This window comes from Richelia sinica FACHB-800 (assembly GCF_014698825.1).
Lineage (GTDB): Bacteria > Cyanobacteriota > Cyanobacteriia > Cyanobacteriales > Nostocaceae > FACHB-800.
Genome location: NZ_JACJTT010000017.1, coordinates 1 through 12513 on the forward strand (window position 1 = coordinate 1; position 12513 = coordinate 12513).

At 38.7% G+C, this 12513-nt stretch carries 13 protein-coding genes; 2 read left to right on the forward strand and 11 right to left on the reverse strand.

The window, feature by feature from the left end; all coding sequences use genetic code 11:
* The first annotated feature begins 167 nt into the window (after positions 1-167).
* Positions 168-500 (forward strand): tetratricopeptide repeat protein, encoded by a 333-nt coding sequence (locus H6G73_RS13230; RefSeq protein WP_418889591.1) that lies wholly within the window; start codon positions 168-170, stop codon positions 498-500.
* A 208-nt stretch (positions 501-708) separates the two neighbouring features.
* Here the strand turns inward: H6G73_RS13230 and truB are convergent, their stop codons facing one another.
* The 5 genes from truB to H6G73_RS13255 form a co-directional block, all read right to left on the reverse strand.
* On the reverse strand, positions 709-1611 hold the full coding sequence (gene truB, locus H6G73_RS13235; protein WP_190605125.1) for a tRNA pseudouridine(55) synthase TruB: 903 nt from the start codon (positions 1609-1611) through the stop codon (positions 709-711).
* An 86-nt stretch (positions 1612-1697) separates the two neighbouring features.
* Entirely contained in the window at positions 1698-3353 is a 1656-nt protein-coding gene (locus tag H6G73_RS13240; protein ID WP_313947957.1) for an alpha/beta hydrolase, read from the reverse strand.
* 362 nt (positions 3354-3715) lie between these two features.
* Positions 3716-4636 (reverse strand): DMT family transporter, encoded by a 921-nt coding sequence (locus tag H6G73_RS13245; protein ID WP_190605127.1) that lies wholly within the window; start codon positions 4634-4636, stop codon positions 3716-3718.
* 227 nt (positions 4637-4863) lie between these two features.
* A complete protein-coding gene (ligA, locus tag H6G73_RS13250; RefSeq protein ID WP_190605129.1) occupies positions 4864-6909 on the reverse strand; it encodes an NAD-dependent DNA ligase LigA in 2046 nt (681 codons plus the stop codon).
* 178 nt (positions 6910-7087) lie between these two features.
* A complete protein-coding gene (locus tag H6G73_RS13255; protein WP_190605131.1) occupies positions 7088-8152 on the reverse strand; it encodes a vWA domain-containing protein in 1065 nt (354 codons plus the stop codon).
* Positions 8153-8630: 478 nt separating this feature from the next.
* Here H6G73_RS13255 and H6G73_RS13260 point away from each other — a divergent pair, with 478 nt between their 5' ends.
* On the forward strand, positions 8631-8864 hold the full coding sequence (locus H6G73_RS13260) for a hypothetical protein (protein ID WP_190605133.1): 234 nt from the start codon (positions 8631-8633) through the stop codon (positions 8862-8864).
* 12 nt (positions 8865-8876) lie between these two features.
* Here the strand turns inward: H6G73_RS13260 and H6G73_RS13265 are convergent, their stop codons facing one another.
* The 6 genes from H6G73_RS13265 to H6G73_RS13290 all read right to left on the reverse strand — a co-directional run bounded on the left by H6G73_RS13265 (position 8877) and on the right by H6G73_RS13290 (position 12508).
* Positions 8877-9416: a (2Fe-2S) ferredoxin domain-containing protein gene (locus tag H6G73_RS13265; RefSeq protein WP_190605135.1), complete on the reverse strand. Its 540-nt coding sequence runs from the start codon at positions 9414-9416 to the stop codon at positions 8877-8879.
* Between the two features lie 228 nt (positions 9417-9644).
* Positions 9645-9848 (reverse strand): putative nitrogen fixation protein NifT, encoded by a 204-nt coding sequence (gene nifT, locus H6G73_RS13270; protein WP_190605137.1) that lies wholly within the window; start codon positions 9846-9848, stop codon positions 9645-9647.
* The gene (locus H6G73_RS13275; protein ID WP_190605139.1) at positions 9823-10116 is read right to left on the reverse strand and encodes a nitrogen fixation protein NifZ; all 294 of its coding nucleotides are present in this window, start codon (positions 10114-10116) and stop codon (positions 9823-9825) included. Before H6G73_RS13275 ends, nifT begins: the two co-directional genes overlap by 26 nt.
* Positions 10103-11236, reverse strand: coding sequence for a homocitrate synthase (gene nifV, locus H6G73_RS13280; protein WP_190605141.1), 1134 nt, complete (start codon positions 11234-11236; stop codon positions 10103-10105). Before nifV ends, H6G73_RS13275 begins: the two co-directional genes overlap by 14 nt.
* Positions 11237-11725: 489 nt before the next feature.
* Positions 11726-11923 (reverse strand): DUF2949 domain-containing protein, encoded by a 198-nt coding sequence (locus tag H6G73_RS13285; RefSeq protein ID WP_190605143.1) that lies wholly within the window; start codon positions 11921-11923, stop codon positions 11726-11728.
* 330 nt (positions 11924-12253) lie between these two features.
* Entirely contained in the window at positions 12254-12508 is a 255-nt protein-coding gene (locus H6G73_RS13290; protein WP_190605145.1) for an Asr1405/Asl0597 family protein, read from the reverse strand.
* Between the last annotated feature and the right edge of the window lie 5 nt (positions 12509-12513).

Sequence of the window (12513 nt, forward strand, 5' to 3'; positions counted from 1 at the left end):
AAAGGAATTTATAATCACAACTTAACTAATATATTTTAATTATTCGCCCAAAATTACCATATTTTGGGCTATTTTTATCTGATTTTTCTTAACATTCAACATTTCTGAGTTTTTTACTACTAGGTACAACATATAAGAACTTAGCAAAAATAGAAAAGTCTTTTGTAATGTATAATCATGCAGTTTCATTTGCAGAAGATACCAATTATATACAGGTAAAGGCAAAAGCATTAACAGGTTTAGCTGAACTTTACCGTATCCAGAACAAAATTGAAACAGCTCTTACTCGTCATCAGGAATCAATTGAAATATTAGATAGAATTCGTGCAAAATGCGATCTTGCAGAAGCCTACTTTCAACTAGCATTAACCTATCAAAAAATGGAAGATACAGCCAGTAGTGAAGAATATTTTAACAAAGCAATTTATCTTTGGGGTCCCGAACAGATTGACGCACCCAGGCAAATAGAGCGAGTATTAAAATCGATGAATAATGAATAGCCTTCTCCGAGAATGAATGTAGAGATTTTCATCTGTTAAAATGATATCAATTGTAAACTTACCTTCTTTATATCATCAATTAAATATTTTATGACTTACGTATACCTGAAAATATAGGCTTGAGACTGCATTGCTGGCAATGACGGAAGATATTATATTTTTTATGCCCATCTACTTATTACTAAAAAACTGACCAAATAAACACCCTCTAAGATATTGGTTCAAATACCATTTGGGGAATTAATAACTGATTTTCTAATTTAGCAATTCCTAAAAAGCCTATTTCTGGTTGATAAACTCGCACCAGTCCCACAGTATCTACATTGACAGGGATTTTTTGACCTTGACACCATTTTGTACTTTCTGGTGCAACTAGGGTAAGGGAGGGTAAATGTTGCAAAGCTGCATCTGGGGACAGAGGTTGAAAGGTTGCTGCTGAGAGTTGGTTTTCTAAGTCTGTGAGGGTGAGACTATCTGGTAAATGAAAACCACTGCTTTCTGTACGGGTTAAGGCAGCTAGAGTAGCACCTGTATTTGATTTTATGCCTAAATCACGGGCGATCGCTCGAATATATGTACCTGCACCACAAGCGATCGCTAAATCCAATTCAGGAAAATCACCATCCCGCCAGTCTAACACTTCTATCTTGAATACTTCCACAGTTCGTACAGGTGCTTCTACAATTTCACCTTGACGTGCTAAATCATAAAGACGCTTTCCCTGGACTTGAATTGCGCTGTAGCTGGGGGGTATTTGCTCAATTTTTCCCAGGAAGCAGGTCATTACTGCTTTTACGTCATCTAAATTCAATTCTGGACAAGATTGGGTAGCGATAATTTCCCCTTGTAAATCGTCGGTGGTGGTACGCACCCCAAAACGAATAGTTGCGTTGTAGGCTTTTTCTCCTGGTAGATATTGTAATAATCTTGTGGCCTTACCTAAAGCAATTGGTAACACCCCTGTAGCTGCTGGGTCTAAAGTTCCTGCATGTCCTACCTTTTTCATCCTCAACAGCTTCCGCACCCGCGCTACACAGTCGTGGGAAGTCCAATCAAATGGTTTGTTTAAGTTGAGAAATCCTTGTAGAGTTTCTGTTTGTTTACCAGTCACCAATTACTAACCTTCGGAGCATCACAAGAAAATTATGACATGCAGTAAGGAAACTCCGATATCCAAAATCCAAAATCCGAATTTGGCTATAATGTGAGGGATTTTTTTTTTGGTGGATTTAGTCCTTTGAGGGGATTATCTAGTAAGGGTGCTAGTTGTTGTTGATTGAGAGATTGGACGAGATTGACCTTTAAAGAGGGAGTGGAAAGGCTGTGAGCGTAGGTAGCTTTGAGGTAAGGTAGATATTCTGATTTACCATGCACATAATTTTGGAAGAAAGGTAAACTCAACGCATTGATAGATTGACGTGCTTGGACAGCATCTCCGACCATTTCCGGTGGTAGTTGGACTTGTTTGCTTTGTTCACTGCTATTACCAATGGTAGAAAAGTGGGTTGCACCTAAGAGCATGACTAAATATTTATGGGGTTGTGTTACCCAGGAAAAAGGCAGAATTTGTTCAGCTAAAGCAGGTGCAACGGTATCGTCACTGCTACCTACTATCATGACTGGGGTTTGAATATGGCTTAAACCCTGTTGACCAAAAATAGAACTAGTGATGGGGTTAACTGTGATCGCTGCTTTGACTCTTTCATCTCGAAAATTATACTTGGTAATAGACTTGGCTGGCAATTCTAAAGCTCGACATTGCAGCAGCAAAGATATATTCCAGGTTTTATCTAAGATTTCTGGTTGACAGTTTGCTCGTAACTGCTGAAAATCAATTTTTGCCCCTGCTAAAGCTAGTGCAGTGTAACCACCCAGTGATTGACCAAATACTCCCACTTGTTGTAAGTTGAGACGATTTTGCAATCTGGCATCTGATTTGTTACTTTTTTCTAATTCATCGAGGATAAATTTAATATCTAAAGGTCTATCTTTAAATTCACTAGGGTCGCTAAATTCACTGTTGGTATTGGTCAGGAATTTTCTTTTCTCTACGAGTAATGAATTGATTTTTTGATGATTAACTGGATGGTTAGGAATCACCACTGCAAAACCATGGGCAGCTAAGTGATGAGCTAAATAGCGAAAATTGCTACTATCTAAGCCTAAACCGTGGGAAACCACAATTACAGGTACTGGTTGTTTCACCACAGGAATATATATATCTGTTAATAACAGTCGCTGACGTTTATGGTCGAAAAATTTGACTTGATATTGTTGAAATGACAGATTACCTGGGGTTGCAGGTTGGGGCAATTGGGGTAAATTAGCTGCTTCTATAGTAGCCTGTGCTTGGACAGCAGCGATCGCTTGTTGAGTTGCACTCATCAGTTTTCCCAACTCTGCTGCAATTTCTAAACTAGAAGCTACATCAATATGAATACTTTGATTGGGATATTGACGCAATAAATTTAATAAAGTAAAACCTTCCGGTGCTTCAGAAGCAGAAATTAAAGCTGTTTTTAAAGCTTGTAGATTAAATTCTGATTCTCCATATTTGGTTTTGATTAATTCAGTTAATCTTCGCAGCAAAAATGCCCCCTGTTCAGAGGAGAGAAAATGAGCCGCTACCATAGGATTTATTTTGATAGGCTGAGTTAAAATCTGCCTTATTTCTTGCAGTTTGTGAGGTAAGATATACTGCTCATATCCAGCTAGATCTAGATCAATGAAACCAGTTTCTACATATCTTTCTAAAGAGCTAACAGGAATTGCAAACTCTAAACTCGAATAAGCAGCATAAACTTTCTCTGCTGCCATCACAGCATTACTCATACCAAATGTTGGCAGCAGCATAGAAAGAACCAGCAATAGGGAATGTTTTCTCAGGGTGCTGGCCCAATTACCAAACAAACTATTCATCGCTTAACTGTTGTGGTGATGTTGTTGAGCGAGGCTATGATTTTGGTAGTTGTTTTAACACCCTGACGAAACTACATAATTAATTCGCCTCATTTCCTGGATTTATTGGCAGATGTTTACTGGTGAATTTCAGCCAGTGAAAATTTGAATTTTCGGAGTCAATGCGGTAGACAAAAATACACCAAGTAAAGATTAAATCTATATACCTGTATTCACATCAAAATCTTAACAAATTATCGAGTAAATTGCCTCAGTATGTATCCTGTAATTGTCAGAATATAGAAGTGAGAATTATCTTAATTAGCTTTTGCTAAAGCAATATTAACGGAACCAATCACAACCAGAATTGCACCGATAATGCCAATGAAGGTGATATTTTCAGGAGCAATTAATCCTGGTACAATTGCTGATGTTAACCATCCGGCAATTAAGGTAATAATCGGGGCTATAGCTAACACTGCACTCACTCTGGATGCTTGCCAATGTTCTAAAGATTCGGCAAAAGCACCATAGGCAATTAAGGTGTTCAAGCTGCAAAAAATTAACATGGAAGAATGTAAAATATCTAAATTCAAAAGAGTTTTAAATTGAGCTAATGGTGTAAATAGTAAAGTACATCCTCCATAAATGATTAACATGATACCTTCAGAAGATAAATATTGTAGTAACTGCTTTTGCGCTAAGGCATATATTGCCCAAGCACCTGCACCTAAAACTAGTAATCCACTGCCTAGTAAATATTTATCTGGGGCTGTAATTAAATTAGCTAACTGTGCATGAAAAAATAAGACAAACCCCAAAGTTAATACACCCACTCCCAACCATTGCCACTGGGTATAACGTTCTCGGAATAAAACTAATCCTCCGAAACTCAATAGCACCGGGGCTAATTGAATAATTACCTCAGCATTGGCAGGAGTAGTTAAAGCTAAACCTTGCATAAACAGAAAGTAATTAGCTGCTAAAAAAATAGTAGCTATTACTAATAACTGCCAAGATGTAGAACTTAATTGTCCTAAATTGGGTAGTTTGTTCTGCACAGCTAAATAAATTGCCAGCAATAAAAAAGAACCAAAAAAGCGAAACCAAATGACGGTGTAAACGTCTAGGACTTGTAGTGTGACAGCTAAAGCTAGAGGCAGAATTCCCCAGAGAAAAACTGTGACTAAGGATAAACCCAGTCCTAAACGCCAGCGACCGGAAGTTTGATGTATCATTTAGTAGCAGGAACTGTCATATATCTGGCCTTTTTTGCTGTTAAATTACAGAAATTAGCTCTCCCAGGGGAAAACTAACCTGATGTATAGTTGTAATGCACATCCTAGAAATTGAGGGTGTGGGGTGTCGGGTCTAATATCATCTTCAGTTAATGATGATTAGGTCAGCAGGGAAAAAGAGATTGGACAAGTTTTGTAGATTTGCCCTAAGCGAAATACACTGCACTTTAGGTGTTTAACAAATCTAATAATTGTTCCTCACTCAACTGAGTAATTCCCAAAGACTGGGCCTTTTCTAACTTAGAACCTGCATCTGCCCCCACAACTAAATAGTCTGTTTTTTTACTCACTGAGTCTGTGACTTTACCACCAGCTTTTTGAATTAACCCTTTAGCCTCATCACGTTTTAAGGTAGGTAACGTGCCAGTAATGACAAAAACTTTACCTGCAATTTGGGCGTTAATTTTACCAACTACTAGTGTTTCTTCTGTTTGAGTAAATTGCAAGCCAATTTCTTGGAGACGGGAAATCAAGGTTTGATTGGCAGGGGTGCGGAACCATTGAGAGACTGATTGAGCAATTTCTGCACCGATACCGTAAACGCCTTCTATATCTGACTGTTTAGCGGCACTTAACTTTTCTACGGTAGTGAATTTCTCTGTCAATAGTTGGGCGTTGACGCTGCCTACATGACGAATCCCTAAACCATATAATACCCTAGCCCAAGGTTGATTTTTTGATTGGGCGATCGCATTCACTAATTTTTCGGCTGACTTTTGACCCATCCGTTCCAGGGTACATAGTTTTTCTGTGGTCAAATGATATAAGTCAGCAACGGAATGCACCAACTCTTTATCTACCAATTGATGCACCAGCTTTTCACCCATCCCTTTAATATCTAAGGCATCACGACTGACCCAATGTTCAATTTCTCCTTTGAGAATGGCTGGACAAGAAGCATTCACACACCTGGTTACTGCTTCCCCCGACTCTCTGACAACTGGTTGACCGCAGACAGGGCAGTCAGTTGGCATAATAAAAGCTTGAGTATCTGCTGGACGCAATTCTTTAATTACCCGCACCACTTCAGGAATAATTTCCCCGGCTTTGCGAACAATGACCGTATCACCAACGCGGATATCTAATTGGGCAATGCGATCGCTATTATGTAGAGTAGCGCGAGAAACTGTAGTCCCTGCCAACTGCACAGGTAACATTTCTGCCAATGGTGTTAAGGCCCCAGTCCTGCCCACATTCACCGTAATTCTTTCTACGCGAGTTGGCGCTTCCTCTGCTGGATATTTGAGGGCTACAGCCCAGCGGGGAAACTTTTGGGTAAACCCTAACTGTTCTTGCAGCTTAAAGGAATTCAGCTTCACTACCACCCCATCGGTCATGTAGGGTAAATTCAGCCGTGACCTATCCCAATATTCGTAATATTCCCCTACCTCTGCCAAAGTCGCGCATAACTTATGGTTAGGGTTGACGCGAAAACCCATCTTTTGCAACAATTCCAAAGCATCCCACTGGGTATTAGCAATACTTGCATCATCCATTCCGGGAATATGCAGGGTATAAGCAAAGAAATCTAACCTGCGTCGTGCCACAATGCGGGGGTCTAATTGTCTGAGTGTACCCGCTGCGGCATTGCGGGGGTTAGCAAACACCTGTTCACCGGCTTTTTGTCTTTCCTGATTAATTTCTTTAAATACATCCAAAGGTAAAAATGTCTCTCCCCGCACTTCTACCTTTTCGATATTTTCCATTCCATCAAAGTTTAAGCGCAGAGGTATGGCGCGAATAGTCCGCACATTCTGGGTAATATCTTCACCCGTTACCCCATCACCCCTGGTGGCACCACGAACCAGCACCCCGTTTTGATAAGTTAAAGCTAAGGCCGCACCATCAATTTTCAATTCTGCCACATAGTCAACATCCCCCAGCGAATACTGAGGTGGTAAATGTCGTCGCCAACGTTGTTCCCATCCTTGCAATTCTTCCAGGTTAAAAGCGTTTTCCAGGCTATAGAGGGGGATATTATGGCGAACGGAAGTAAAGTGGGTTGCTGGTCTTTCCCCTACCCTTTGGGTAGGACTATCAGGAGTTACCAGTTCTGGATATTTAGCTTCTAATTCTTGTAATTCACGATACAGTCGGTCATAGACAGTATCCTCCATAATCGGTGCATCTAAGACATAATAGGCGTAGCTAGCTTGTTGTAACAACCGCCGTACTTCTGCTACACGCTTCGCTTCAGAGGAAATTTGGATCATAAGATGTAAAGCAAAATACCCAGCAAATAGATTTTCTAGAATATCAAACCTGCACTAGGCAGACCTTGGTACAGATAACTCTAGACTAACAGTGTTTAGCGATCGCCTGATTTTCGCCACATTCATGAGGACGATTTTCAATCATTATCTGCTATTGCCTGGGGCAGTATATCCTATATTAACTATCCCAATCTTCTACTTCATATAAAAATTTGGTATTGCCAATTAACTTCCGATTAGCGGAGGTACTTTGAACAAACACAATATACTTTTCTAAATTACTAGGTTTAATGCGAATCGTTGCATCCATCGGTAGACCTAACATTTCTCTTGCTGCACCACCTTCAAATAAATCACCCGTTGTCCTATCCATGAGAATAATTTCTTTTTTGGCTTGTATAGTCTCAGTTTTGGTGAATTCGTAAAATCCCCTACCAATTTTAAATCTTAAGCCATTTTCTAACACAAAAGCCTTAATAGAAATATCCTGTTCTACTTCCAACACTTGAAACCGTCCAGGTGTTACAGCCCTTAAATCAGTGGATTCAAAATAGGATGTCGCTTCCCGCTTCATCATGGTGTTAAAGATTTTATTTAAGCCTCTATTCATTCTCCCTTGGCTAATAATTTCTTGTTCATAAGCCTGGAGTTGTTCATTAGACGATTGCTGATAACAAACTGCTAAAAATAAATCAGTAATATAGGAAAATTGGTCAAGATTGATATGAAATCCCCCTGATTTATTGGCTATTTCTTGATAAAAAGGAGTAGCATGGGAACGATTCAGGGCCTGCACACCATAAACTGTAATACCCCCATCAGCTAATTTCTCTAATTCTTTTCGCCAATTCAGCTTTTGTGGGTTGTGTGCTGGTGCATGGGGCAGGTCATCACCAATTAAAACTAAGGATTTATTAGCTGAGTCTGACCAAGATAAAGATTGAGCCTGATGTAATACCAATTCATAACATTCTGGTGCATCTCCACCACCAGTGGGTTCCACATTTTGAACAAAATCACAAATCTGATCTACATCATCACAGAGGGTCAAAATTTTCGTAACATAGGTTGAATCTTGATCACAATAATCACCATGAGCAATAATCCCAATTTTAATTAATGGTAGTTCATTCATCAATCTAGTGACTGTCTGTTTGATTTTGCGTCGTACTTGAGTTAAACAAGGATACATACTTCCTGTAGTATCGAAGCTGAAAACTACCTCTATATTGCTGCTTGTCATAGGGATAGGCAAATTGTATTTATTGATAGAATGTTATTATTTTAACTTTCTCCCCAGAAAGTGTAAAAGATAACTGTAAATTTGCAATATTTTTTTAAATTTGGTTTTTGGTTCTTGGAAAATAATGACTATTGTCTCAGAGGGGATATCAAAAGTTAGTCAAAAATATAGATATACTAAATAGACATCTGGTAGTAATTAAATGTGCGTGGTTTGAAACCCTTATAGAGACGTTCTGCTGGAACGTCTCTACATTCATTTTTACCAGATGTCTAATAATATATAAAAAGATTATTTCTTATTCCTTGTGATCACCACAATCAGCAATGCCAAGAATTAAACTACATGCCTATATCTAAATTTCATAATAAAAGGCTTGGTTAAGCCAAGCCTCTTCATATACCAAGCATTTACTACACCAAAATTAATTTAGAATCAGTCTCTCTTTCGTTCATCTGTCTAGAGATTGTGTACAAATATGGATAAAACTGATATTGCCGCAATGATCAAAAATAAAAAAGGTTTGGTGCTGAACCAAACCCCTTTAATTGCTGTGCTTAACAACGTACTAAATAAATTTAATGCTACTCTCTTAACAGATCATCTCCCTAGAGGATGTGTCCAAATCTGTAGAGAGATGATATTGCTGAAGAAAATAGCACTTTTTTCAGAGGAAAAAAAAATGATTTTTTCTGTCTGTCATCACTATTGATTTTGCACCAAATTAAGTGAGATGATTTTCTAGTAATGATGCGATCGCTTCGGGATGGGCTTTTTTGTATTGTTTTTTACCCAGCATCACTACGCAATTAGGTGCGCTGCTACAACGTTTTTGACAGCCAGTATGCTCAATTACTACTTTATCTAACAAACCGCGATCGCACAAAGTTTTATGTAACTCTGATAATAAACTTTTACCACCCCGTTTCACACAGCCAGACTTCTGACAAACCATAATCTTGGCTTTTGGTTGGTGTGGTCGCTTTTCCACTGGACAAAAGCCAACTTGTTGAATTCGATAAGCTTTGAGTTTAATTTTATTGGTACGGGGATTTAATTTACTGATCGCACTCACGCGAATTTGCTCACCAGGCATTAACGCCGAAATAATCGAACAACGCAACTGTTTCGGTAGTTTAATTTTGACATTACCTGCGGGAATTGCCAACCGTAGATGCTTATATTTACCCTTTTCTTCAGCGACAAACCCTAAAAACTTACCTTCAATATCTAAGTCCGATAGCGTCAGTAACTTGTCACCCATATCCAAACCTCAAAGTTTATCAAATCAACTGATATTGCACAGCGATTAGCTAGGGTAATATCATGTCAGCTAAAATAATATTTTCCTATATTGCTAATCTTAAATAATCGGCAATGGGTAATGGGTGAAGTGCCAATTACCTATTACCAAAAATTACCATCCTAGCAACTAAGTAATTAGCTGAACATGAAACCAAAGATGAACTTTACCCACCTGCCTATCCAGTTTTTAAGATAGACGTTTAGCTTCCACTGTTAAAGGTAAACTGCCTTTATCTGGTAAATTGCTAAATTCTAATTCCCAACCGTTGGCGAGAGTGAGAACTGTTCCTGATTCCCCTGGTGTTTGTTTGACTACTTCTTCTTCCAGGTCTTTTTTAGCAACATAAACAGTTAAATTACCGGAATTATTGACCCGTAGCATTACTTTCATTGTTTGTGTTTTCCTCAGCAGATTCTAGTTCTCTTTTTCGACAACCGATGATGTACCCTGTATCTAAAAAATGCACAGCATAGATATAGTAAGTCTGCAAGAATGTTCCAATACTGGCAACATAACCAACATCACCAATTTTGGCTAATACTTCTCCAATTTCGCGACCAGGAAAAGTACCATCATTTTTGATTAGTTTCTTAATGCGGACTTTTTGACCAATTTCAAAAACTGGTTCTGAGTCGAGTTCCATTTCATCTGGTCGCATGAGAATACCTCTGTTCACGAACTAAATTCAGCAACTCTTCTGTAGTGAGACTGCGCTTTTTCAGAATTGATTGCTGACGGACAGCATCTAACACAGCTTGGGTTTCTTGAGGATTCAAAAAGATGCCATGCTGTTCTAATAGATTAGAAACTAAATGACGACCAGAATGTTTACCGACTACTAAACGCCGCTCCCAACCAACTTCTTCAGGATTAAATGGTTCATAGGTGTCAGGATTTTGCAGAACACCATGAGCATGAATTCCTGACTCGTGAGCAAAGGTATTTTCGCCAACAATTGCTTTCCAAGGTTGGACATTTGCACCGGATGCTTGTGATACTAATTGAGATAGTTCTAATAAGCATCGAGTGTCAATTCCCAAGGAAACATCGTAGATACATTTTAAACCCATGATCACTTCTTCTAAAGCAGCGTTTCCGGCTCTTTCTCCTAAGCCATTAACAGTAGTATTTACTGATACTGCACCTGCTTTAATTCCTGATAGTGCATTAGCAGTAGCTAGACCAAAATCATTATGGGTGTGAATTTCTACAGGAATTGATAAAGTAGATACTAATCGCTTAACTTTTCTATGGGTGCTAAAGGGATCGAGAACGCCAACAGTATCACAAAATCTAAAGCGAGATGCACCCCATTCCTGTGCTAATTGTGCCACATCTTGGAGAAAACTTTCATCGGCTCTCGATGAATCTTCTCCACCTACAGATACCCATAAACCTTGGTCTAGTGCGAAACTAATACAGTCTTTCAATTTCTGTAAACTAACTCGCCACTGACCATGAAATTTAGCCGCAATTTGAATACCAGAAACGGGTATGGCAATATGTACTCGTTGCAGTCCACAAGCGATAGAAGCTTTAATATCAGATATAACAGCGCGGTTCCAACCTAGTAATTTGGCACTTAAGTCTAAATTAACAATGGCGGTAATGGCACGCATTTCTTCGGCTCCCATGGCGGGAATTCCTACTTCTAATTCAGGAACACCGATGGAATCTAGAAAACGAGCGATCGCTACTTTTTCTTCTAAGTTAAAAGCAACACCCGCCGCCTGTTCGCCATCACGTAATGTTGTATCATTAACAATGATTTGATGCATTGGAAACATCCCTCTAGCAGAACTGTCTGAATATCTTTGCTGGCTGAAATTCTTTGCAGTGGTAGATGTGCTATAAATACTTTACGTCAGGTAAATGCTAAAAAATTATTCCTGATTAAGCATGATTTACGATCCTTCATTATTACCTAAATATCAGGAAATAATCTGTATGACAGGGAACTAAAAAATGGTAAGTTTTACAAAGTTCCTTTCCGGCGGGATTGAGAACTTTTTGTTAACAACCAATAACCCAGATAAGTATTAGCAACTCCTGTCAAAATTAATATACTTAGTCCCGCAATTAAACTAGTAACCATGGTATTGACCTCACTCTGGGGTAGTTAAAAATTAAAAATGAAGGTTACTCGGTTTTGGTTGCTATTTTCTTCACCCTGGACAATTGGCACAGAAACATAAACCTTCAAGATTCAACCCCTCGACAACCAAAACCTGATAAATGGGCAAATTTAATTTTTACTTATTAATTTTTTAGGCATGTTCTGCCAACCAATCAAAAATTTTATCTAGCTGTTCTAAATTCACTAAGCCATACTGCCAAAGTAACATCGGTATCGGCCCATGATTAAATTCACGATGTTTGAGTGCTACAGCGATATCAGCCTGAGAAAGCTCTAATTCTTTGTGGAGGAATTGGAGTAATTTTTTCTCACTACTACGGGTTAACATAATTGACTTTACAAATTTCCAAGTCGTAACTAATTGGCTTAACTTCACTAGTTGATGGCAGAGCATATGTCAGAGTTTGGTGAAGTATTGCCAACAGGATGAAAACTAAGCTTAGGGTAAATTGCTGGAGTCTGCAAGCTAATTTGTGAGTGAATAATGACTTACAAGATTTTCGATGAAATAATGTACTTGCATCTGAGATTTAGCTCTGATATTGTATGGATTAATCATCTCCTTTAGCTGCAATTGTCATCACTCACACCAATTATTTAGAGATAATCTGTGCTCGATAATGGGGTGGATAATAGCCATACCCTGCACCATATCTTTTCATTCATGACTGTATTGCCAACAACAATTTAACCAGGCTATTAACTGCGGACGAGAAGCAAAAAACTGCATTAATGTACTACGGATGAGAATTGCTTCTTGAACATTATTAACTTGTACTCGCAAAGAACCATCCGGTGGACAAGAACAAGAAATTTTTAACTCTTGTAAGCGGTGATAAACTGACCATCTATCAGCCAAAGGGATCAGCAAAATTTGCTCGCCTAATGCGTCAGAATTACAATTTGGTAACATCAACA